21 protein-coding genes, 1 pseudogene and 2 other annotated features are annotated in these 25,238 nt (G+C 30.1%); of the genes and pseudogenes, 19 read left to right on the plus strand and 3 right to left on the minus strand.

Translation table 11 applies throughout. From position 1 onward, the window contains the following. Positions 1-21: 21 nt before the first annotated feature. A pseudogene (locus PZA12_RS00260) lies at positions 22-294 on the plus strand (sensor histidine kinase); the annotation flags it as partial. 152 nt (positions 295-446) lie between these two features. On the opposite strand, the gene PZA12_RS00265 reads toward PZA12_RS00260, so the two are convergent. Together PZA12_RS00265 and PZA12_RS00270 are read right to left on the minus strand one after the other, a co-directional pair. Beyond that, positions 447-812, minus strand: a complete 366-nt coding sequence (locus PZA12_RS00265) for a DUF2085 domain-containing protein (protein WP_011967409.1) — start codon at positions 810-812, stop codon at positions 447-449. A 5-nt stretch (positions 813-817) separates the two neighbouring features. Further along, positions 818-1,120: a zinc-ribbon domain-containing protein gene (locus PZA12_RS00270; protein ID WP_078117597.1), complete on the minus strand. Its 303-nt coding sequence runs from the start codon at positions 1,118-1,120 to the stop codon at positions 818-820. 251 nt (positions 1,121-1,371) lie between these two features. Continuing rightward, positions 1,372-1,620 (plus strand) — a binding site (T-box leader). Between the two features lie 93 nt (positions 1,621-1,713). Here PZA12_RS00270 and ileS point away from each other — a divergent pair. The 4 genes from ileS to PZA12_RS00290 all read left to right on the plus strand — a co-directional run bounded on the left by ileS (position 1,714) and on the right by PZA12_RS00290 (position 8,135). Further along, the gene (ileS, locus tag PZA12_RS00275) at positions 1,714-4,827 is read left to right on the plus strand and encodes an isoleucine--tRNA ligase (protein WP_078117596.1); all 3,114 of its coding nucleotides are present in this window, start codon (positions 1,714-1,716) and stop codon (positions 4,825-4,827) included. A 261-nt stretch (positions 4,828-5,088) separates the two neighbouring features. Beyond that, entirely contained in the window at positions 5,089-6,087 is a 999-nt protein-coding gene (locus tag PZA12_RS00280; protein ID WP_077837330.1) for a LacI family DNA-binding transcriptional regulator, read from the plus strand. Between the two features lie 238 nt (positions 6,088-6,325). Beyond that, on the plus strand, positions 6,326-6,769 hold the full coding sequence (locus PZA12_RS00285; RefSeq protein ID WP_078117595.1) for a MarR family winged helix-turn-helix transcriptional regulator: 444 nt from the start codon (positions 6,326-6,328) through the stop codon (positions 6,767-6,769). Further along, positions 6,762-8,135 (plus strand): MATE family efflux transporter, encoded by a 1,374-nt coding sequence (locus PZA12_RS00290; protein WP_077837332.1) that lies wholly within the window; start codon positions 6,762-6,764, stop codon positions 8,133-8,135. The genes PZA12_RS00285 and PZA12_RS00290 overlap by 8 nt, the downstream gene beginning before the upstream one ends. Positions 8,136-8,190: 55 nt before the next feature. Here the strand turns inward: PZA12_RS00290 and PZA12_RS00295 are convergent, their stop codons facing one another. Continuing rightward, on the minus strand, positions 8,191-8,376 hold the full coding sequence (locus PZA12_RS00295) for a hypothetical protein (protein ID WP_041893318.1): 186 nt from the start codon (positions 8,374-8,376) through the stop codon (positions 8,191-8,193). A gap of 112 nt (positions 8,377-8,488) precedes the next feature. On the opposite strand from PZA12_RS00295, the gene PZA12_RS00300 reads away from it, so the two are divergent. The 14 genes from PZA12_RS00300 (at position 8,489) to PZA12_RS00365 (ending at position 25,234) form a co-directional block, all read left to right on the plus strand. Beyond that, a complete protein-coding gene (locus PZA12_RS00300) occupies positions 8,489-9,064 on the plus strand; it encodes a nucleoside recognition domain-containing protein (RefSeq protein ID WP_065416611.1) in 576 nt (191 codons plus the stop codon). A 53-nt stretch (positions 9,065-9,117) separates the two neighbouring features. Further along, positions 9,118-9,639: a spore maturation protein gene (locus PZA12_RS00305; protein ID WP_017209529.1), complete on the plus strand. Its 522-nt coding sequence runs from the start codon at positions 9,118-9,120 to the stop codon at positions 9,637-9,639. Between the two features lie 116 nt (positions 9,640-9,755). After that, positions 9,756-11,000, plus strand: coding sequence for an aminopeptidase P family protein (locus PZA12_RS00310; protein WP_078117594.1), 1,245 nt, complete (start codon positions 9,756-9,758; stop codon positions 10,998-11,000). A 108-nt stretch (positions 11,001-11,108) separates the two neighbouring features. Next, positions 11,109-12,884 (plus strand): aminopeptidase P family protein, encoded by a 1,776-nt coding sequence (locus PZA12_RS00315; RefSeq protein WP_078117593.1) that lies wholly within the window; start codon positions 11,109-11,111, stop codon positions 12,882-12,884. A gap of 148 nt (positions 12,885-13,032) precedes the next feature. Next, positions 13,033-13,276 (plus strand) — a binding site (T-box leader). Positions 13,277-13,547: 271 nt separating this feature from the next. Continuing rightward, positions 13,548-15,485 (plus strand): methionine--tRNA ligase, encoded by a 1,938-nt coding sequence (gene metG / locus PZA12_RS00320; RefSeq protein WP_077837336.1) that lies wholly within the window; start codon positions 13,548-13,550, stop codon positions 15,483-15,485. A gap of 356 nt (positions 15,486-15,841) precedes the next feature. After that, positions 15,842-16,627 (plus strand): TatD family hydrolase, encoded by a 786-nt coding sequence (locus PZA12_RS00325; protein ID WP_078117617.1) that lies wholly within the window; start codon positions 15,842-15,844, stop codon positions 16,625-16,627. A gap of 294 nt (positions 16,628-16,921) precedes the next feature. Next, positions 16,922-17,974, plus strand: a complete 1,053-nt coding sequence (locus PZA12_RS00330) for a 3D domain-containing protein (RefSeq protein WP_077837337.1) — start codon at positions 16,922-16,924, stop codon at positions 17,972-17,974. 161 nt (positions 17,975-18,135) lie between these two features. Further along, positions 18,136-18,693: a ribonuclease M5 gene (gene rnmV / locus PZA12_RS00335; protein ID WP_077837338.1), complete on the plus strand. Its 558-nt coding sequence runs from the start codon at positions 18,136-18,138 to the stop codon at positions 18,691-18,693. Next, positions 18,694-19,539 (plus strand): 16S rRNA (adenine(1518)-N(6)/adenine(1519)-N(6))-dimethyltransferase RsmA, encoded by an 846-nt coding sequence (gene rsmA, locus PZA12_RS00340; protein WP_077837339.1) that lies wholly within the window; start codon positions 18,694-18,696, stop codon positions 19,537-19,539. It begins immediately after the preceding gene. Between the two features lie 169 nt (positions 19,540-19,708). Next, positions 19,709-21,976, plus strand: coding sequence for a hypothetical protein (locus tag PZA12_RS00345; RefSeq protein WP_078117592.1), 2,268 nt, complete (start codon positions 19,709-19,711; stop codon positions 21,974-21,976). Positions 21,977-21,987: 11 nt separating this feature from the next. Further along, positions 21,988-22,560: a hypothetical protein gene (locus PZA12_RS00350; protein ID WP_078117591.1), complete on the plus strand. Its 573-nt coding sequence runs from the start codon at positions 21,988-21,990 to the stop codon at positions 22,558-22,560. Positions 22,561-22,779: 219 nt separating this feature from the next. Then, entirely contained in the window at positions 22,780-23,550 is a 771-nt protein-coding gene (locus tag PZA12_RS00355; RefSeq protein ID WP_078117590.1) for a prolipoprotein diacylglyceryl transferase, read from the plus strand. 43 nt (positions 23,551-23,593) lie between these two features. Continuing rightward, positions 23,594-24,376 (plus strand): hypothetical protein, encoded by a 783-nt coding sequence (locus PZA12_RS00360; RefSeq protein ID WP_192927367.1) that lies wholly within the window; start codon positions 23,594-23,596, stop codon positions 24,374-24,376. An 18-nt stretch (positions 24,377-24,394) separates the two neighbouring features. Beyond that, positions 24,395-25,234 carry an Mrp/NBP35 family ATP-binding protein gene (locus PZA12_RS00365; protein ID WP_077841931.1) on the plus strand — a complete coding sequence of 280 codons (840 nt, stop codon included), beginning with the start codon at positions 24,395-24,397 and terminating at the stop codon, positions 25,232-25,234. Positions 25,235-25,238 lie beyond the last annotated feature (4 nt).

The raw sequence follows: 25,238 nt of genomic DNA on the forward strand, positions 1-25,238 counted from the left end.
TTAATTAATATTATAACAATAATTATAAAAAAATATCCTATATTAAATAATAATTTTTATTATTATTTTAATATTGTAGATAATGGAATAGGAATTAAGAAGGAAGAAGAAAAGCGAATATTTAATAGATTTTATCGAAGCGATATATTTAGAGGACAAAATATTAACGGAATGGGAATCGGTCTTAGTTTATTGAAATCTATCTCAAAGAATTTTGGGATTAAGTTAAAAGTGAATTCAGAATATGGCGTTGGATCTGAATTTATATTATTGATTCCTAAAATAATTAAATAAGAGAATCCTAGGAAACGTTACCTTATTTGCTAAAGGGTCTATATAGTTATTTTATTTAAAATGTAAAGCTATCTAAATCATTAAGAATACTAGATTTAGATAGCTATGTTTTATATTAGTATTATTATAACTGTAGTAAGAAACCAGTACAGTTATATATGAATAAAATTATAAAACCAATGTCCAGATTGAAGACCTAAAACTATTGCCAACCTAAATAAACATATAGTTGATATGCCTGCTAAGATTCCGGTGATTAATCTCCTTGTATTAGTACTCTTAAAGTACATGAGATATTGACCAAACCCATCAATTAAAAGTGGTAGCATCAGTAATAATTCTATAATTATATGAATATTTTTAGATAATATTACGTATGTGAGTCCGAGAATATATCCCAGTAATATTCCCGTGCATCTTGCACATAATGGAAATTGATGACCTCTAAAAAAGAACGATCTCTCAGGTAATTGATGGCAGAAAAACATATAGTTTAAGACTTTTTTACAATTAAGCATTTAACTTAGTATGATGATAAGCTTCCTAGCATTCCGAGTACAAAAGCTAGAACGTAAAAAATTATCCAGATAATTATTCCACCAATCATCCATTTACATACTAAGCTGGCACTTTGAGGCTTTTCATCTTTCCATAAGAAGTATAATATTATTCCTACTACTGGAAAGCAACAAGACGCAATTCCGGCTAAATGAGATGGATTGTCCAAAGTACCTTTAGAAGACATATTATTACCAGTAGCAACACCACAATGTATACATACGGCAGCGTTATCATCTATTTGTTGTCCGCAATTCTTACAAAACATATATTTCCCCCTTTAAGAAGATACTATTTATAGTATTGTTAATAATACAACTTATGAGTAAATATGTAGTTATATTCATGATAATATTTAATTTTATATCTTAGTTAAGCTATAAAATTGTTAATATGATATCGCACTAACTTTATAAAATTAGGATTGAATTATTTTATAACATTAATTAGTAATAAAGATACAATTAGTGTTTGATCATGAATTGACATTTAAAAATCATTAATATATAATTATTACAATAAAAGACGATGATTAGGAAAAGTATCTTAGATATTATTTTTAGAGAGTAGCTGGCTGGTGTAAAGCTATAATAAATCTTAGAGAAAATCACCTAGGAGTTGGAGGCTGAAAGGCGTAATGCCGAATAAGTTATCACGTAAGAGCCTGCGTTAAAGGATAGAGTATGTATGTACTTGAAATAAAACATTTAATTTTGCGTTTAGATGTTTTAACCTTAGGTGGTTTGCGAATTCAACTTCGTCCTTTAGGATGGAGTTTTTTTATGTTTAAAAAAGTATGCAAAAAGGAAACAATTCTTAAAGAGAATAATATAGTTTACTTAGCTGAAAGGGGAATTTTTAATGTACAATAAGGTAGATTCATCAAAAGGTACCGTCAAAATTGAAAAAGATATAGCAAAGCTTTGGACAGAGAAAGATATAATAAAGAAGAGCTTTGACTCAAATTCAGATGGAGAATATTTTACTTTTTATGACGGTCCACCAACAGCAAATGGAAAGCCACATGTTGGTCATATTTTGACAAGAGTTATGAAGGATATAATTCCAAGATATAAAGTAATGAAAGGGTATAAGGTTCTTAGAAAAGCTGGATGGGATACTCATGGACTTCCAGTAGAGTTAGAAATAGAAAAGAAACTTGGAATCTCAGGAAAAGAACAAATAGAAGACTTTGGTGTAGAAAAGTTTGTTCATGAATGTAAAGATAGTGTATTCTCATATGTTAGCTTATGGAAGGAAATGTCTGAACAAATTGGATTCTGGGTTGATATGGATGATCCATATGTAACGTACCATGATAATTATATTGAGTCTGAATGGTGGGCTTTAAAGCAAATGTGGAATAAGGGCTTATTGTATAAGGGCCACAAAGTAATGCCTTACTGTCCAAGGTGTGGAACAGCGCTTTCATCCCATGAAGTTGCTCAAGGATATAAGGATGTTAAAGATTTAACTGCAACTGTAAAGTTTAAAGTTAAAGGTGAAGAAAATAAATATATATTAGCATGGACAACAACTCCATGGACATTACCATCTAACTTAGCATTATGTATAAATAAATCTTATACATATGCAGAAGTAAAGGTAGGAGAAGAAATTTATATTTTAGCTAAGGATTTAGTAGGTAAGGTTTTAGGAGATACTGAATATGAAATAGTTAAAGAATTTAAAGGTGAAGAATTGCTAGGTACTGAATACGAACAATTATTACCTTTTGCAAAAGTTGAAGGAAAAGCTTTCGTAGTAATTCATGGAGATTATGTAACATTATCAGACGGTACAGGAATAGTACACATTGCACCAGCTTATGGTGAAGATGATAGTCTTGTTTCAAAGAAAAATGGAATTGCATTTATAAATTTAGTAGATACAAATGGTAATTTTGTTGAAGAAGTTACTCCATGGGCAGGAAAGTTTGTTAAGAAGTGTGATGAAAGTATTGTTAAATATTTAGAAGAACGTAATCAATTATTTACAGCACAAAAGCACACTCACTCATATCCACATTGCTGGAGATGTGATACGCCGCTTCTATACTATCCAAAAGATAGTTGGTTTGTTGCGATGACTAAAATGAGAGATAAATTACTTGAAAATAATAATAAAATAAATTGGTATCCTGATAACACTAGAACAGGAAGAATGGGTAAGTTCCTTGAAAATGTTATTGACTGGGGTATTTCAAGAGACAGATATTGGGGAACACCACTTCCAATATGGCAATGTGAATGTGGCCATCAAGAGTGTATTGGTAGCAGAGAAGAACTAGAAGAAAAAGCAACTACAGACTGTAAGGGGATTGAATTACATAAACCTTACGTAGATGGAATAAAGTTAAAATGTCCACATTGCGGTAAGGAAATGAAGAGAACACATGAAGTTATAGACTGCTGGTTTGACTCAGGATCAATGCCTTTTGCACAATGGCACTATCCATTTGAAAACAAGGAAACTTTTGAAAAGAACTTCCCAGCACAATTTATTTCAGAAGCAGTTGACCAAACAAGAGGTTGGTTCTATACATTACTTGCGATTTCAACATGTTTATTTGATACAAATTCATTTGAAAATTGTATAGTATTAGGTCACGTTTTAGATAAAAAAGGACTTAAGATGTCTAAGCATAAAGGAAATGTTGTAGATCCTTTTGAAGTACTAAATAGTCAAGGGGCAGATGCTACAAGATGGCATTTCTATACTGCAAGTGCACCATGGCTTCCAACAAGATTCTCTATAGATGATGTTGCAGAAGCTCAAAGAAAGTTCTTAGGAACATTATGGAATGTTTATTCTTTCTATGTTTTATATGCTGAAATAGATAAATTTGATCCAACTAAGTACTCTGATTTTGTTTCAGATAATATAATGGATAAATGGATTATATCTAAATTAAACACATTAATCGAAACAGTTGATGATGGATTAAATACTTATAAAATTACTCAAGCAGCATTAGCTATTGAAGATTTTACTGATGAATTATCAAACTGGTATGTAAGAAGAAACAGATCAAGATATTGGTCACAAGAGTTAACAAACGATAAGATAGGAGCTTATGTAACTTTATATAAAGTTCTAACAAATTTAGTTAAGGTGGCATCACCATTTGTACCGTTTATGACTGAAGAAATCTATCAAAATTTAGTTGTGAATCTTGATAAAAATGCGCCAGAAAGTATTCATCTATGCACTTGGCCAGAAGTTGATAAATCTGCAATAAATAAAGAACTAGAAAAAGAAATGGATTTAGCATATACACTTGTTAAGCTTGGAAGAAGTGCTAGAAACGCTGCAAATGTTAAGAATAGACAGCCACTTTCTGAATTACTTATATCAACAAAATCTCTTCCAGATTATTACGGAGATATTGTAAAGGAAGAATTAAATATCAAAAAGGTTGAGCTTGGAGCAGACCTTTCAAAATATGTTAACTTTGAAATAAAACCTAATCTACCTGTTATAGGTAAGTTATATGGAAAATTAATTCCTCAAATCAGAAAGGCAATTTCTGAAAAGAACCAAATGGAATTGGCTCAAAAGATTCAAAATGGTGGAAGTGAAACTATAACTGTTAATGATACAGAAATAGTTCTTACAAATGAAAATCTTTTAGTTACAATGCAAGGTTTAGAAGGTTATGCATTCGCAGGAGAAGGTGAACTTGGAGTTGTTTTAGATACAACTGTGACACCAGAACTTCAAGAAGAAGGGCATGTAAGAGAAATTATTTCAAAGATTCAAAATATGAGAAAAGATAAAGGATTTGAAGTTGCTGATAGAATAAATCTTTATGTATCAAATAACGATATGTTAATTGATGTTATTAAGAAATTCGAACAAACAATAAAGAAAGAGACTTTAACTTGTGAAGTTCTTTATAATCAAGAATCTAATTATTCAGAAACAGTTATAAATAGTGAAACATTAAACATGAATGTTGAAGTTGTAAGATAAAAACTAAAATGACTAGGAATAAAAGATTTTATTAATATTCCTAGTCATTTTAATATACATATACATATTTAATGTAGTTTTCATATATATTTCTTATATAAGATTGTAAATTAGTTAATATGTTTATAAATTTAAGATTAAAAACTATGATTTTTGACAAAACTTACAATAAAATAATAATTTATTTTAAGTTATGTTGATTTATAAGGCAATATGTTAGTATAATGAGATTATCTAGAAAAATTCAAAGGAGGAATAATAATGGCTACTTCTATTAAGGATGTTGCAAAAGAAGCAGGAGTATCAATTGCAACCGTTTCTAGAGTTTTAAATGATATCGATGTAGTAAACGAAGATACTAAGAAGAAAGTTTTAGATGCAATAAAAAAGCTTGGATACAGACCAAATATAGTTGCAAGAAGTTTAAAAACTCAAAGAACAAAGACAATAGGGATTTTACTTCCTGATATATCAAACCAGTTTTACCCAGAAATTGTAAGAGGTGCTGAAGATGTTTCAAATATATACGATTACAATATAATACTTTGTAATTCAGACCTTGATATAGAAAAGGAAAAAGAATATTTAAGAGTACTTAAAGAAAAAATGGTTGATGGTGTAATTTATATGAGTAGTTCTCTTAATGAAGAAATATTAGAATTAATCAATGAATTAGATTTAAAGACTGTTTTGGTTGAAACTAAGGATAAAGAAGGAGTTTTACCAAGTGTAACAATTGATAATGTTAAAGCTAGTTATGATAGCACAAAATTATTAATTGAAAAAGGAATAAAAGAAATCGCCTTTATAGGAACTGAAAAAGAAAGCAAAAATGCTTGGGGTGATAGATACATTGGTTATGAAAATGCAATGAAGGAATCAGGAATAGAAATAGATCCTGAACTAGTTTATCTAAGCTCAATGAAAGTAAAGAGCGGGTATGAAGGCATACAAAAATTCATAAAGCAAAATAAGAAATTTAGAGGTGTTGTATGTGCTTCTGATGATATTGCAATGGGAGCAATTAATGCATTAAGGGATAATAAATTGGAAGTTCCAAAAGACGTAAGCGTAATTGGATTCAATGATAATTTTGCAGCTTCAATTTTCTATCCAAAGATTACAACAATTTCTCAACCGACTTATGACATGGGTTCTGTTGCTATGAGAATGCTTATAAAGCTTTTAAACAAGAAAGAGTTAGATGAGCCACATTATGTTTTAGAACATCAGCTAGTTGAAAGAGAAAGTACAGTTTAATAGAAAAATAGTCAAATTTTATACTTAGTTAGTATAAATATTAAATGTACATGATTATAAAGGACTACTTCAAGATAGTTTAAAGCTATTTTGGAGTAGTCCTTTATTAGCGTTAAAGTTATAATTAGTTGCATGTACAACTAATTTGTGTTAATATAATTTGTATGTAATTATCTGGATATGAAATATGATTATTGTTAATACTATATTAATATGATTAAGATAGGGGAGAAGTAATATGGATTGCTATCAGCATATAGGTAAGTATATTGGTGAAATACATAGAGCCAGCTATATGTATTTTGGCAAGCGATTTAGTAAATTTGGGATAGGTGCTGGTCAGTACTTATTTCTTTTAAACCTTTATGAAAATGATGGTATAACACAAGAAGAATTGACGAAAAAGGTTAGGTTAGATAAAGCGACAACAGCTAGGGCAATAAAGAAATTAGAGGATGAAGGTTATGTAAGGAGAATAAAAAAAGAAAGTGATAAGCGCGCATATAGACTGGAACTAACTGAAAAAGCAGAACAAATTAAAGATGATGTATATTCTATAATGAATGAATGGGAGGCTAAAATTAGAACGTGTTTTACTGATGAGGAATCTCAAGAATTAATGAATTTGTTGAATAAATTATCTAAGAGTTCTTTAATTAATAAGGAGGATATTCATGAATAAGCAGAATAGATTAGGAGAAATGAGTGTAGGAAAATTGTTACTTGAGTTTTCAATTCCTGCAATTATAGGAATGTTAGTTAATACATTATATAACATAATAGATAGAATATTTATTGGACATATAGAAGGCATAGGTGAACTTGCTATGGCCGGTGTTGGAATTACAATGCCAATAATGTTTATAATTTTAGCATTTGGTATGTTAATCGGAATAGGTACAGCTACAAAAGTGTCAATAAAGCTTGGAGAGCATGATAAGGAAGGAGCAGAAAGACTTCTAGGAAATGCATTTACATTAATAATAATAATTGGTGTGTTATTAACGCTGTTTGGTCATATATTTGCTAATCCACTTTTGAAAGCATTTGGAGCGAGTGAAAATATTATAGGCTATGGAGAAGACTTTATAAGGGTAATTATTAGTGGTTGTATATTTAATTTGATGAGTTTTGGTTTGAATCATTCAATTAGAAGTGATGGAAGTCCTAAAATAGCAATGGCGTCTATGCTAATGAGTGCTATTATAAACATCATCTTAGATCCAATATTTATATTCGGTTTAGGCCTTGGAGTTAAAGGAGGAGCCCTTGGAACTGTTGTTGCGCAGACAATAAGCAGTATATGGATTTTATATTATTTCACAAAGGGATCTAGTGTACTTAAGATAAGAAGGAAAAATTTAAAATTGGAGAAGGATGCAGTTTTAAGTATTTTTGCTATAGGGATTAGTCCATTTAGTATGCAGCTTGCACAAAGTGCAGTTCAAGTAATAACTAATAATTCATTGCAGTCATATGGTGGTGATTTAGCTGTAGGAGCAATGACTATAGTGAACAGCTTAGCTATGATATTTTTAATGCCTATATTTGGATTAAATCAGGGACTTCAACCTATAATCGGTTATAATTTTGGCGCTAGAAAATATGATAGAGTTAAGCAAGCAGTAAAATACGGGGTTATTACAGCTACAATAATAGTGGTGATAGGATTTATAATAATTGAAGGAATTCCAGAAGCATTAGTTAAGATTTTTAATAATGAATCATCCCTTATAGAAGTAACAGCTCATGGAATGAGAATATTTTTAATTATGCTGCCATTTATAGGAGCACAAATTATAATTACGAATTTCTTTCAATCAATAGGAAGAGTAAAAATATCGATGTTTTTAAGCTTATTGAGACAGGTGATAATATTAATTCCGTGTCTTATAATAATTCCAAGGTTCAAAGGATTAGATGGAGTATGGATCGCAGGAGCAACATCTGATATACTATCAGTTATAATTACATTCATTGTATTTTTTAAGACATCAAAGGATTTAATGGGAAATGGAAAAGAACAAAAAGTTATTTTAGAAAATTAAAAGAATAGGTATGCCTCAATATAGTTCCTAATATATTGAGACATACCTATTTTATTTAAAGGATCCCTTCGTTTTTTAAAATATCTTCTAATTTTTGAACTCTATTCGATAAACAAATAAACTTTTCTTTTAATTGTTCTTTTGAAGGCTCATCATTATTTATAACTTTTTCCATATCTTCTACAGTCTTTAGAGCTTCTTCTACATCTTGTTGAGCTATCTTTAAATTTGAATCATTCATAAAAATTCTCCTTAAAATAATATAATTATGTTTAGTAATTATATCCTATCACTACTAAAAAATAAGTGCAAGGAATATAAATGTAAAGAACAACTATACTATGGGGGAGAATATGATAAATTATATTTGGTTTTTTCTAATATTTTTTGGGATTCTAGTTGGATTATTGACTGGAAATGGAGAGATCATTTCCAAAGCAATAATTAGTTCGTCAGGTAATACTGTAACTTTTATGATTGAGCTTACAGGAATAATGTGCTTTTGGTGTGGAGTTATGAAAGTTGCAGAAAATAGCGGACTCACTGAAAAATTATCAAAGTTATTAAAGCCTATTCTTAAAAGAATTTTTAAAGAAGCTGCAAAGGATGAAAAAGCTTTAGGCGCTATTGTTATGAACCTTACTGCTAATATGATGGGGTTATCAAATGCAGCAACACCTTTTGGAATAAAGGCAATGGAAGAAATGGATAGGCTTAATTCAGATAAAGAAACAGCCTCAAATGATATGGCGCTTTTTCTTGTCTTAAATGCTACATGCATACAGTTAGTACCCTCGACGATAATATCTATAAGAGCAGCCTGTAATTCTGTTAATCCTGGAATAATAATATTGCCGACTATAGCATCAACAGCAACAGCTGCAATAGTTGGAGTAATATGCTGCAAAATATTACAGAAATACTTTTAGAAATTTCAATAATGCAATTTAATTAGAAATGCTGCAAGGAGGATTATAGAATTATGTTTAATTACTTAAGTAAAAGCATAATACCAATAATATTTTTACTTATAATAACATATGGGATGTTCAAAGGAAGAAAGGTTTATGAATGGTTTATAGAGGGTGCTAAGGATGGATTGATGGTAATCTTAAGGATATTTCCATATCTTTTAGCTATGATAATTGCAGTGCAAGTATTTAGAGAAGCAAAATTAATGGATTTACTAAATAACCTAATTGCTCCACTTGCAAACTTAATAGGATTGCCTAAAGATCTAATACCATTACTAATAATAAAACCACTGTCAGGAAGTGGTGCCATTGGTGTGTTTACAGATATAATAAAAAGTTTAGGACCAGATACAAGAACAGGTCTTATAGCTTCAGTCGTAATGGGAAGCACAGAAACTATATTTTATACAATTACAGTTTATTTCGGAGCAATTAAGGTAAAAAAGATAAGGCATACTTTATGGGCAGCAGTATTTGCTGATGCAACAGCAATAATTATGGCTATATTTATGGTAAATATATGTTTTTAAAATAACAAATCTAATTATTTGATAAAATTTGTTAGTTAGAATATTTATTAGTTAGAATCATTGGAGTATTATATTAACATAGGAATATATTTTAATAGTAGAAAAGAGGCTAAATTATGAATAAAGATACTTATATAGAAAACAGAATCAAACTTATGAATAGTATAGAAGATAATTCAGTAATGATATTATTTGCAGGTAAACCAGCTAAAAAGACAGGGGATGAATTCTATCAATTTACTCCAGATAAGAATTTTTATTATTTAACAGGAATACAAGAAGACGGACATTTGGTTGTATTATCTAAATATAATAATATAGTAAGTGAAAAGTTATTTTTGACAGATTTAGATTTAGATAAAGAAATGTGGAGTGGAAAAACATTAAGAGATTTTGAGGGAAAAGAGATATCCGGAATAAATGATGTATCTTATATGAAGGAGTTTACTTCGTACCTAAATGCATTAATAAAGGGAAAAGAAAGAGTTAATTTGTATCTAGATTTGGATAGAGAAGAGTTTGAAGAAAGTGACTCTGTATCAAATAGATTTGCAAAAGAGATTGTTAGTAAGTATCCACATATTAATATAAAGAATTTTACAAGTATAATTGCACCTCTAAGAATGGTTAAGTCTGAGAATGAGATAAAGGAAATGAGGAAAGCAATAGAGATAACTATTGAAGGCGTAAAGTCTTTAATGAAAAATGTGAAGGCTGGAATGAAGGAATATGAAATCGAGGCTTATTTTGATTTTGAATGCAAAACAAGAGGCGTTAAAGATTATGCTTTTAGAACAATAGCAGCAGCAGGGAAAAATGCAACAATACTTCATTACGTAGATAATAACAGTGAGTTGAAAGATGGAGATTTAATTCTATTTGATCTTGGAGCTCAGTGGAATTTATATAATGCAGATATAACAAGGGCATTCCCTATAAATGGCAAGTTCACTCAAAGACAAAAGGAAGTTTATGAAGCTGTACTTAGAGTTAATAAAGCAGTAATTGAAAGAATAAAGCCTGGAGTGGATTCGAAGGAATTAAATGTATGGGCTAAAGATTTAATTGCACAAGAATGTATTGGATTAGGGCTTATAAAAGAAAAATCAGAAGTTAACAGATATTATTGGCATAAAATAGGTCATAGTTTAGGTTTAGATACTCATGATTTAGGGATACTTGGTAGAGAATTCACATTTGCAGAAGGAATGGTATTTACAGTGGAACCAGGTATATATATAGCTGAAGAAAATATAGGCATAAGAATTGAAGATGATATTTTAGTTACTAAAGATGGATGTGAAGTTTTAACTAAGAATATGATTAAGGAAATTGATGAAATCGAAGAATTTATGAAATAATATATTATTGCAGAAAATAAGAACCTAATAAGATTAAGATACATAGATGTGTTTACTTATTAGGTCTTATGACGTTCTTAAAAAATACATCTAAAAGAGGGAATAAATATGAGAGTATTAGAAAGAATACAAAAATTAAGAGAAATAATGAAAAAAGAGAATATAGATTATTATATAGTTCCAAGCGAAGATTTTCATCAAAGTGAATATGTGGCTGAATGTTTTAAGTCTAGAGCATATATAACAGGCTTTACTGGCTCAGCAGGAACAGCATTGATCGGAATGGAAAAAGCAATACTATGGACAGATGGAAGATACTTTATACAAGCCAATGAACAATTAAAAGATTCTGGAGTAGAGCTTTTTAAAATGAGAATTCCTGGATGGCCGACTTTAGAAGAGTGGTTGATGGAAAATATGATGGATGGTCAAACTTTAGGTTTTGATGGGAGAGTATTATCGGTTAATCAATATAAGGAAATTCTAAAAATAAAAGAAAATAAAAATATAAACATAGTAATGAATAAAGACTTAATTGAAGAAATATGGGAAGACAAACCTGAAATGCCCAAAGAAAAAGTTTTTTTGCATGAAGTAAAGTATTGCGGAAAAACTGCAAATGAAAAGATTCAAGAAGTAAGAAATGAAATGAAAAAGCTATGTGGAAAGTCATATATAATATCATCATTAGATGATATAGCATGGATTTTTAATATTAGAGGAAATGATGTAAAGTATACACCAGTAGTTCTAGCGTATACATTAATTGATGAAGAGAAAGCTGTGCTATACATAGATAGGGAAAAGATATCATCTGCTGATGAAAAAACATTAACTAAAGAAGGCATAATAATAAAAAATTATGAGGATATATTTGAAGATATAAAAGAAGTACAAGATAGTGTTATATTAGACCCAAGCAAAATAAGTGCGTATATATACAATCAGATTAATAAAAAAATAAAGAAGATAGAAGAAATAAATATAACTACAAAATTAAAGGCTATAAAGAATAATAAGGAAATAGAAAATCTTAAAAATTGTCAACTTAAAGATGGTGTTGCAATGGTAAGGTTTATTAAGTGGATTAAAGAAAGTCTGGATAAGGAAGATATAACAGAGATAACCTTGGCGGAAAAGTTATGTAATTTTAGGAGTCAAGGAGATTTATTTATTGAAGAAAGCTTTGGAACAATTGCAGGGTATAAAGAACATGCAGCGATGATGCATTATTCTGCAACAGAAGAAAGCGCATATAAGTTAGAAAAAGAAGGAATACTGTTAGTAGACAGCGGTGGACAATATTTTGATGGAACTACAGATATAACACGTAGCATTGTTTTGGGAAAATTGACTGAAGAAGAAAAACGAGATTTTACGCTAGTTCTAAAAGCGCATATCAATCTTATGAAAGCAAAATTTTTAAAAGGAACTACAGGATCCAATATAGATATTTTAAGTAGAAGGGTTTTATGGGAAGAAGGAATAGATTACAAGTGTGGAACAGGTCATGGGGTTGGATTCTGCTTAAGTGTTCATGAAGGTCCACAAACAATAAGGCCAGTACCGAATACAATAGAATTAGAGCCGGGAATGATATTAACTAATGAGCCAGGAATATATAGAGAAGGAAAACATGGAATAAGGACAGAAAATATTATGCTAGTTGTTGAAGACGAAAGAAATGCTGAGTTTGGAGAATTTTATAAATTCGAAACTATGTCATATTGTCCAATAGACTTAGATGGAATCAATGTTCAATTGCTGACAGAGGATGAAAAAGAGTGGTTAAATAATTATCATAAAGAGACTTATGATAAATTAAGTCCATTCTTGAGTGATAGTGAAAAACAATTTCTTAAAGAAGTAACTCAAGAAATATAATTTAAACATTATAAATAGGTTATTGCACTTGAGAGCAACAAATAGTATAATGTAAATAATTTGGGGATTAATATATATTATAGGTTGAAAATTTTGCCTATAAGTATTGAAAGAAGATAATCTCTGAAGTAAACTAATAATAATTAAATAGAATGCTATGAAGAGAAGAGTAATAAAAGAATCATTCCATAAGAGAGCTAATATATGCTGAAAGTTAGCGTTTGTGAATTTTATGAAGATGGTCTCAGAGCATGTTTCTTGAGTCAAAATTATTTGGTTAGGGAAATACGGAAGCGACCGTTATATTGCAGGGTGATGTTGGTCACCTACTGAGTTATTTGCTGTGAGGTAAATAAGAATTAGAGTGGTAACACGTATAATACGTCTCTATATAGGTTTTAATACTTATATAGAGATTTTTTTGTGCTTATGAAAGACCAAAGATAATGCCAAGATAATTTGAAGACAAAAACATAAAGATGGTAATAATCTTAACAATATATATTCTTTAGAATATATATTCTAATATTCTAATATTCTGAAGAATATGCTTGAAAAATGCGGGCTAGAGATGTCATGACACAATATATAGAAGGTAAAAATTAATATTATAATAGAAAAATAGCAATAAATAATTGCTTTAATATAAGGAGGACACAAATAATGTGTACAGATTGTAAAAAAACATATTATATTACGACACCAATTTATTATCCATCAACAAAGCTTCATATAGGTAATACCTATACAACTGTAGCTGCTGATGCTTTAGCAAGATTTAAGAGATTAACAGGCTATGATGTAATGTTCTTAACAGGAACAGATGAGCATGGCCAAAAGATCCAAAGAATAGCCGAAGAAAAAGGAATCACACCAAAGCAACACGTAGATGAAGTTGTTGCTGGTATTAAGGATCTTTGGAGCATGATGAATATAAGTTATGATAAGTTTATTAGAACTACTGATGATTATCATATTAAAGCTGTTCAAGATATATTTAAGAAATTATATGATCAAGGAGATATATATAAGAGTTCTTATGAAGGTTGGTATTGCACACCTTGTGAATCTTTCTGGACTGATACACAATTAGTTAATGGAAACTGCCCTGATTGCGGAAGACCAGTTGAAAAATCAAAGGAAGAAGCATATTTCTTCAAGATGAGCAAGTATGCTGATAAGTTAATCAAATATATTGAAGACCATCCAGAGTTCATTCAACCAGAATCAAGAAAAAATGAAATGCTAAATAATTTCTTAAGACCAGGTCTTCAAGATCTTTGTGTTTCAAGAACAAGCTTTAACTGGGGAGTACCTGTAACTTTTGATGAAAGTCATGTTGTATATGTTTGGATTGATGCATTATCAAACTATATCACTGCCCTTGGATATGGCCAAGAAAATAAAGATTTATATAATAAATACTGGCCAGCAGATGTACATTTAATAGGAAAAGATATTTTAAGATTCCATACTATTTATTGGCCAATAATGTTAATGGCGCTAGATTTACCTCTTCCAAAGCAAGTTTTCGGTCATGGATGGCTACTTGTTGACGGTGGAAAAATGTCAAAATCTAAAGGTAATGTAGTAGATCCAGTTGTTCTTGTAAATGAATTTGGAGTTGATCCTGTAAGATATTATTTATTAAAAGAAATTCCATTTGGAGCAGATGGATTATTTAATAATGAAATATTTATAAAGAAAATAAATTCAGACCTTTGTAATGATTTGGGTAATCTTTTATCAAGAACAGTTGCAATGGTTGAAAAATATTTTGGTGGAGAAATGCCAGCTCAAGATGAAAAAGAAGCTATTGATGATGAGTTAATAAATTTAGCATTATCAGCACCAGCTAAAATTGAGGAAGCAATAAACGAATTAAATATACCACAAGCTTTAGAATATGTTTTTGAATTAATAAGAAGAGCAAATAAATATATAGATGAAACAACTCCATGGATATTAGCTAAAGATGAAAGTAAAAAAGCTAGACTTGGAACAGTTCTTTATAATTTAGCGGAAAGTCTTAGATTTGCATCAGTAATGATTTCAGCATTCTTACCAGAAACATCTAAGAAGATTAATGAACAAATTAATACTACAGAAATTTCATGGGAATCATTAAAGTCATTTGATGGAATTAAGGCAGGAACTAAGGTAGTAAAAGCTGATAACTTATTCCCAAGAATAGATGTAGATAAGAAATTAGAAGAATTAGAAGCTTTAAAGGCTGCTCAAGCGCCAGCTAAGAGAGAAATTACACCTATAAAAGAAGAAATAACAATAGATGATTTTGAAAAGGTTGATTTAAGAGTAGTAAAAGTATTAGCGTGTGAACCAATAAAGGGAGCTAAGAAATTATTAAAATTAAAAGTTGATTTAGGTGGAGAAGAAAGACAAGTGGTTTCTGGAATATCTAAGTTCTATAAACCAGAAGAAATAGTAGGTAAAAATGTAGTTTTAGTTGCTAACTTAAAGCCAGTAAAACTTAGAGGGGAATTATCACAAGGAATGATTTTATGTGCTGCAACAGATGATGACAGTATATTAAAAGCAGTGGATCCAGGTGAGATTCCAACAGGTAGCATTGTAAGATAATTATAAAAAAATAGAACGTCTCACTTAGGGGAGTGAGACGTTCATTAACCATACTAAATAAATGGTTAAAAGGGGTAAATAATAATGCTTTAACTACTTTACAATATTAATTTTAATGCATTAATATGTCATCTAGGTGTCAAAAAATAAATTCGTAAAAAAATTATTTACGAATTTATTTTTATTTTAATTGCTATGATTTGCATTGAATTATATAGTTTTAAGTAAGATTATCATAAAGAGGTATAAGTAATAATTTTATGTTATTATTTAAGTAAGTAATGCTAAATTTAAATGCAGTAGTTTTAGAATATGATAATTTGGAAATAATGTTAATAGGAAAGGAATATTGTTTTATGAATCAAAAATTTAAAATAATAGATAGCCATGCTCATTATGATGATGAAGCTTTTAATGAAGATAGAGAATATTTACTAAATGAGATTAATGAAAATGGAGTTATTGGAATCCTGAATTGCGCATCATCATATGATAGTTTAAAAACAACAGATCAACTAACTAAAGATCATGATTTTATCTTTGGTGCTTTAGGAATACATCCGGAAAATGCAAATGAGATGAAAATCGATACACTAGATGAAATTAAAGCTTATATTAAGAATAATGATAAAATAGTAGCTATTGGGGAGATTGGATTAGACTATTATTGGGATGAAAATCCACCTAAAGATATTCAAAAGGATGTATTTAGAAGGCATATGAATTTAGCTAAAGAACTAAATTATCCAGTTGTTATTCATGATAGAGATGCACATCAAGACACATTAGAAATAATTAAGGAGTTTCCAGAAGTTACAGGTGTAGTTCACTGTTTTTCAGGAAGTGTGGAATTTGCGAAGGAATGCATAAAATTAGGGTATTATATAGGGATAACAGGTGTTGTTACATTTAAAAATGCAAAAAAGGTTGTTGAAGTAGTTAGAGAAATCCCTTTAGAAAAGATACTTGTAGAAACTGATTGTCCGTATATGGCACCTGAACCAAACAGAGGAAAAAGAAATAAATCAGATTATATTGAATATATAATAACTAAGATAGCAGAAATTAAGAATATTGACCCTTATGAGGCAAATTTGAGATTTAACGAGAATTTTTTTAGATTGATTAGAAAGGAAAAATAAGGTAAAATATTAAATGTACACTTTAAATATAATTTCTGTATTCAACATAAAGTAAATCTAATCTTAAACTGAAATTATCATTAAGTTTAATAAATGTTTCTATAATTTCATATCATTAAATTTTAATTTCATAATGAAGTAATATTAAATACCGCTATCATTTTTATATATTATATTTTATGCACAGAGTGCATTATTACAATGCTTCATTATATTGCAAGAGTTTACTAATTTGACAAGTCTAGAATATTAATATATAATTCAAAAGACACTCTTGCCAAAGGAGGGAAAATAATGATAGAAAAATTGAGACAATTTATTAGGCAAAGTTTTTCTAACGGTCCGAAGGCAAAAATTATAATTGGAACAATTGCGATAGCATTTGTAGTTGTTACAGCAGTGACTATAATGAGCATAAGAAAAACGCTCGTAATAAGTATAGACGGTAAAGAAGCGACTTTTGTCACTTACAAGGGGACTGTTAAAGGTGTGTTGCAAGAAAATGGGATAGAAGTATCGCCTAAAGATAAAGTGCAACCATCCTTGGAATCCAAAGTATCTGAAAAAGAAACTATTAAAGTAAAAAAGGCTGTTCCAGTAGATATTAAGGCTGGTGGAATGGAAGTACAATTGCAAACGGCAGAGGATACGGTTGAGGATATGCTGGATGCAGAGAAAAATACATTAAAAGATCAAGGAATAGAATTTGACAAAGACGTAGATGAAGTATCACCATCCCTAGAGTCTAAGTTAGAGGGTAACGAAAGTGTCCAACTTGTCAAAGTGGAAACAAAAGATGTCACCGAAAAGCAGCCAATTAACTTCGATACAATTGTAGAAAAAGATGAAAATTTGGACAGTAGTGTTCAGAAGGTTAAGAGTGAAGGAGTTAATGGTGAGAAACAAATTACTTATCAAATAATATATAAAGATGGGGTAGAGATTTCTCGTAATGTAAAGAGTACTAAAACCATATTGGAACCACAAAATGAAGTCGTGGTCAAAGGAACTGGTCAAGTGTACGCAAGCAGAGGTGGAGACAGAATAACTTATAAGAAAAAGATTAATTGCACAGCAACAGCTTATAGCAACCATTCTACTACAGCTACAGGGAGAACGCCTGTTAGAAATCAAGGTGGTATGAGTACGATTGCAGTAGATCCATCCGTAATACCGCTAGGAAGTAAAGTATATGTGGAAGGGTATGGATATGCAATTGCATCAGATACAGGTGGTGCTATAAAGGGCGACAGAATTGACATATACCTTAATTCGTCAAATGAATGTGATTCATGGGGAAGAAGATCAGTTGATGTATTAGTAGTTGCTTACCCAGGGCAATGGTAAGCTATTTTAAGAGATAACAGATGTTATCTCTATTTTTTTCTTTGAATTTGTGGATGTTTTATCATATTATTAGAAATGAGATAAAATAAATTAAGGGCTATTTTATGATATAAATATATTAACGTATAAAGTAATTATTAATAAAGAAAGGAAGTAACGTATTGATAAAAGAAGTAATAGTCGTTGAGGGCAGAGATGACGTTGATGCTGTAAAGAAAGCTATAGATGCAGAAATAATTGCTGTAGGAGGATTTGGCATAAATGCAAAAGTCATAGCAAGAATACAGGAGGCCCAAAAAAGAAAAGGTGTAATTGTATTAACAGATCCAGATTTTGCAGGGGAAAAAATAAGAAGAATAATAGCAAAAAGAGTTAAAGGGATAAAACATGCATATATTGCAAAAGAAGATGGACTTAAGAATGGAGATATTGGAGTAGAAAATGCATGCCCAGAAGTTATTTTGAAAGCACTTGAAATGGCAAAGATAACACAAGAAGAAAAACAAGAATTTTTTACTATGCAGGATATGTTTTATTTCAAGCTTACCGGAGATAACACTTCAAAGATTAGAAGAAATATGCTTGGTAAGTTATTAGGGATAGGTTATGGAAATGCGGCACAGATGGTTTCTAGATTAAATAATTACGGAATAACTAAAGAAGAATTTACTAATGCTATAAAAGAAATAGAAAAACAATTGGAAGTAGGTAAGAAATAAATGGATTTAAAAGATATAAAAACTCAGGAACTAGTCAAAAAATATAATTTTAAGTTCTCAAAAAGCCTTGGGCAAAATTTCTTAGTTGATGATTCTGTTCTTGATGATATAGTTAACGGAGCAGAAGTTAACAATGAGGATTTTATTATAGAGATTGGACCAGGTGTAGGTACACTTACTGCTCAACTTTTGATGAAAGCTAAAAAGGTAACATCTATTGAATTAGATAATGATTTAATTCCGATACTTGAGCAAGAGTTGGGGGAAAATGAGAATTTTAGTTTAATACATAAAGATGCACTTAAAGTGGATTTCAATGAACTTATTGGAGATGAGAAAAGTGTTAAGCTTGTAGCAAATCTTCCATACTATGTTACAACCCCTATAATAGTTAAGCTTCTAAAAGGTGGATATAATTTCAAATCATTAACTATAATGATTCAAAAGGAAGTTGCAGAGAGAATTAATGCTGAACCTAATTGTAAGGAATATGGTGCATTGTCGGTTTTAGTTCAGTATTATTGTAATACAGACATAATAAGGAAGGTACCACCAACTTGCTTTATTCCTAGACCAAAGGTTGAATCTATAGTAATAAGATTAGATAGATTAGATGAACCAAGAGTTAAAACTAAGGATATCAATATTATGTTTGAGATTGTAAGAGCAGGTTTCAATATGAGAAGAAAAACTCTATGGAATGCAGCAAAAACATTAAAAGTAGATAAAGAAAAATTAGAAGAAGCATTTAAAAAATCAGGAATTGATCCTAAGAGAAGGGCTGAAACATTAACACTAGAAGAATTTGCGGTTTTATCAGATTGCATATATGATATAAGAAACTAAAAGGTTGAGAATGAGTAATTATTGAATTATTCATTCTCTATTTTTTAGTTTCTATTAAATTTGCTGTGCTGCGTAGAGTATGAAAATATAGAAAAGTATTAGTTAAATCATAATTCTAATTTCCAAACATATACTATATGGAATAAATATATGTGGAGGGAATATAGGGTTGGCACACAACAAATTGTATAGAAACTTTATAATATTACAAGAAGATGAAAGAGGATATTCTCAATCTAATGATAAAGCTTTGTCTGGATATGCTAAGGTGGAGGCCAAAGGTGATAAATGCAAAATCTCATTTTATGCGCAAAACCTTAGGCAGGAAGATAATTATTCCATGGTACTTATATGTTGTAAGAAGGATTTAAAACAATTAATTGATATTGGACCTTTAGCAATAAATGAAGTCGGAAAGGGAGATACTAGCAAAGAATATTATGTAAATAACATAGCTGGTCTTGGAATATCTTATGAAAAAATATCTGGTGCTGCTATATGCAGGGTCAAAGATAACGAAACAGAGTTTGTGATGCATGGCTTTATGAATGGAGAAGAATCTGCTGATAATTGGAGAAAGTTTAAGATTATAAAAGTTGATTCTAGGAAATCTGTTGATAAAACAACATTACAAACTAAGGATAAAGAAAATTTGACTGTAAGTACACCAAGTAAAATTATAGCTCAGTCAGATACAAAAGTGGATGAATTAATAAAGGCACCTAAATTACAAGATGAATCAGTTGAACGAAAAAAAGATGAGATTGATCTTCAACCTAAAGCGAACATAGAATCTAAAGTTGAAGATAAACAAAATAGGATTCCAGAAGATCATCAAAACATAACTGAAACTATAGATAATTTAGATGAGGAAAGAAACAAGAATAAAGAGATCAAAAAATGTGAGAAAGATTATAAACATGACAAGTGCGACAAGCATGATAAAGAAGATAAATATGATAAGTGCGATAAACACGACAAATGTGACAAAGAAGATAAATACGATAAGTGCGATAAACATGACAAATGCGATAAAGAGGATAAATACGATAAGTGCGATAAACATGACAAATGTGATAAAGAGAGTAAATATGATAAGTGCGATAAACACGACAAATGTGATAAAGAGGATAAATACGATAAGTGCGATAAATATGACAAATGTGATAAGGAAGACAAATACGATAAATATGATAAATGGGATAAAGATGAAAAATATAATAAGTTTGATAAATATGATAAACATGATGAGTATGACTATTTCGAAAAAGAAGAAGATATGGATGATGTTATTGGTAAAATAGCTAAGAAATTAGATACTTATGATGGGGTAATAGATCTAAAAGTAAGTCATCACATGTATGAGGATGTTATAATATATGGATTCATAAAGGATAAGAAGAATCATAATTCTAAATGGAAGAAATTCAAATTAGAAAAGAAATGTAGAAATGAAAATCAGGATATAGATAATGTGCAAGTTAGCTCTAGAAGAATAGAAGAAAACTTTAAATTGGATAAATTAAATAACGTAGATACATCAGATAGAATGGACATAATAGATTTCGATGAATATGAAAATAATATTCAACAAGGAAATTTAGGTGGAGCCACAGGAGCAAATGATACATCTACGATGAATACGACTGGTGCAGGGGATACTACTGGTGTAGGGGAGTCTATGGAGCAAGGCAACTCAAATACTGGAATGAGCCAAGTTGATACAGGAACAATGTGGCAACCATGGTCAGGGAACTCGGCAAATCAGACTAGCGCAGGAGGTATGAACCAGACAGGCACTAATACTGTAGCAGATCAAACATCATCAAATACTGGAATGAATCAAATGAACACAGGAACAATGTGGCAACCATGGTCAGGTGGAACAATGAATCAGACAGGAACAATGGGACAGCCAGAGACTAGCGGTGAAACTGGAGGCATGGGACAGCTAGACTTAAATATGGGAGATACATCAAATGAAAATAATAATAATCAAAATACTTCAAATCAGGGATTCACTATAAGTGGAGATATAGGTAAGTATTTTGAGAAGTTAGCACAAGATTTTAAACCGTTTATTGGAAAATTAAATGATATAAACTTCTGTAAGTGGTATAAAATCATTGTAAATGGTATAGAAGATTTATCAAATGATTCAAATTATAACAAATATACATTAGCATATTATCCAATGTTAAATTATTATCCTTACATTAGTAAAACAGGACATTTCTTATTAGGATATAAATGCAATAAAGATGGAGAAATGCAATATATTATATATGCAATACCAGGAAGCAAAGAAAAAAATGATCAACCATATGGTGGAAGAACAGGTTTCGTAACATGGACTAATGATAGTAATAATAGCCAAGGATATTGGTTAATGTTCTATGATTTTAAAAATTCTTCAATCGTAATTCCAGCAAGATAGAGAACATTGTTATGAATAAGAAGCAGTTGATTGTTACGTCAATATTGTTATCATTGATGTTGATACTGGTCATAACCCAGGGCTTCTTTAAAGAAAATTTCGAACAGGTAATTCTTATGGATCAGGGAATAAGCAAATTTAAAGAATATTCTTTTGACGAGAATAAATATGTTATATCTCTGCCAAGTGAATGGAATGTGGAGGAAAAAGAAAGTAAAGGGCAATATGTGAGTTATGAATTAGATTTTAAAGACAAAAATAATAAGCTTACTGGTTTATTGCAAGTAGTAAATACAAAAGAGGATATAAACGTGTTTGCAGAAAAAGATTTAAATAGTCAATGCCTAGAATATTATAATTCAGAATTAACACCTTTTAAAAATTCCTATAATTCAGGAGTATTAGTTAAATATGAAACAAAAGTAAAGAATGGGTATGATTTTAATAATGAATGCTATTATCTAAATTTAGAAGAAGGTAAAACAGCAAAGATATTATTTAATCTTAAGTCAAAGGATTATAAGGATAATATGAAGACTATTTTAAATACGATTATTTCAAGTATTAAATCATCTCAAAGTTGAAATTAACCAATTTATTGTATATAAAGTTTTCTGGATCATAAGTGGTTGATGTGAAAAGATTACATTATATGCTTAATATAAAACATATAATTGTATGAATGTTGAGTTGATGAGTTAAATAAGATTTGCCAAGGATAAGCATAAGTATTATAATTTAAGTATCAAGGAGAGGCCAGGATAGCTTCTCCTTGATACTTATTTGACGTTTGGAGGCGAGCAATGAGGATAATACTATTTGAGATATTTGGGATACAGATAAAGAGTTATGGATTAATGATTGCAATTGGAATAATAGTTGCAGCTGCTATATTTATAAATAAAGGAAAGAAAAAAGGCTATGATGAGGATTCCTTATTAAATTTAGTAATTTTAGCTGTAATAGGTGGAGCACTTGGTGGAAAGGGATTATTTATATTAACTGAGATTAAAGATATTATTAAAGAGCCAAGCATATTACTGAACTTTGGATATGGATTTGTTATATATGGTGCCATAGGTGGAGGAGCCTTGGCTATGTACTTATATTCTAGGAAAAAGTCTTGGAACATTGTTGAAATGTTGGATATGACGGTTCCAGGTCTTGCAATAGCCCAAGGTTTTGGTAGAGTTGGATGTTTTCTGGCTGGATGTTGTTATGGAGCAGAAACCAAGTTACCAATAGGCGTTACATTTCCAAAGGGATCTTTAGCACCAGCTGGAATACACGTGCATCCAACGCAAATTTATTCATCAATATTTGACTTTTTGTTAGGATTTATGCTTTTGTACTATAGTAAGAAAGAAAAACAAAAAGGAAAAATAGTGGGACTATATTTAATAGTATATAGTATAGGTAGATTTTTAGTAGAGTTTTTAAGGGATGATCCAAGAGGGAATATCGGGATTCTATCAACATCACAATTTATCGCAATATTTACTTTGGTGATTGGTATTGTTGTATTTAATAACCATAGGATTTTCAAAGGAGCGAAGAAGAACAGTGAGAAATAGTAAGTTTTTAACAATAGTTTTACCATTGGTAGTAGTCTCTAGTATGATGCTCTCAGGGTGTAGCTTCATTGATAATATAGAAGTTAAAATGAATCTTAAAAATCAACAATTTGATTATATAAAGCAAAATAAAGTCGATAAAATTATCATACAAAGTGTTAGAGATAGTGGATTTAGGTTTGTAGTTAACGATCCTAAAGCCATAGAAGACATTTACAAGATTTTATCAGATGGAAGTGAAGTTTCAAAGAAAAGCTCATTAGATCCAGATTATATTTTTGAGGTGTGCATTGGAGATGAAGTGAGAAAGTATCAGTATGTAGTTGGAGCTAACGAACATGGGACAGGAAACTTTTATGATGACGATAAGGCATTTTCAGTACCTAAAAATTTAGAGAATACAATAATGCAAAATCTTTCATTCATAAGAAAGCCAAGAGACTTTAATTATATATACTATCAATCAATATTAAAAGTTATTGATAAGAAAAAAGAAAGTTTATCCAACGGAAACAAAGTTGGAGTGAACATAGCTGGAGATACAGATTGTTTGAAATACATATTTTCTGTGGATTTAGAAGATTTTAAGAAAAGTTTGAACAAAACTTTACCTAGTGTTGATTTAGTAAATAATAATTATGAAGATTTTGATACAATAATTAAAGTGAAAAATAGAGGATATAATAGTACTGTTTTCAAAACACTAATAACAGTAGATAATAAAAAGGATAATTCCTTTGAAAGCTATTATATAACAGCAGAATATAATTATAAAGACTGGGATATTAAAATAAGTGAGCCTAATAAAACCCCACAAGATTGGTAAGCAAAGGAGCATATATAAATGAGTTGTGAAAATTGTAAAAGTAAAGACACATGTCAATCTAAAGGAACAGGATGTAGTGAAGAAAGTTTAAAGTTAACATCCAGATATGGAAATATTAAAAATGTTATAGGTATTATAAGTGGAAAAGGTGGAGTTGGTAAATCAACTGTAACTGGAATGATGGCAAGTATGTTATCTAAGAAGGGATATAAAGTAGGAGTATTGGATGCAGATATTACAGGTCCATCTATGCCTAGATTTTTTGGAGTTAACAATAAAAGAGCTAAAATAATTCCATTAGAAAATGATATGGTAAAATTTGAGCCAGTGGAAACAGAAAGCGGGATAAAAATAATTTCCATGAATCTTTTAACAGCAGTAGAAGATGAACCTGTAATCTGGAGAGGACCTGTAATTACAGGGGTGTTAAAGCAGATGTTTGTAGAAACTAATTGGGAAGAGCTTGACTATTTACTTATAGATATGCCACCAGGTACAGGAGACATTGCTTTAACTGTAATGCAGGAATTTCCTATTGATGAAATTGTAATAGTTTCTACACCACAAGATATGGTGTCTATGATAGTCAAGAAAGTTGTTATTATGGCCCAAAAGATAGGTGTAAAGATTAAGGGTGTAGTAGAGAACATGGCATATATAAACTGTCCAGATTGTGATAAAAAGATACGAGTATTTAGCAGAAAGTCATCAGAAGAAAATGCAGATTATCTTGGAATTCCTTTAATAGGAGAGCTACCAATTAATATTGAACTTACAGAAGCATTGGAGCAAGGAAAAGCAGAGGAATACGTTAAGGAGAATCCGCTATATTCACTGATATTTGAAGGATTATATTAATAGA

This window comes from Clostridium beijerinckii, from assembly GCF_036699995.1.
Taxonomy (GTDB): Bacteria; Bacillota; Clostridia; order Clostridiales; family Clostridiaceae; genus Clostridium; species Clostridium helianthi.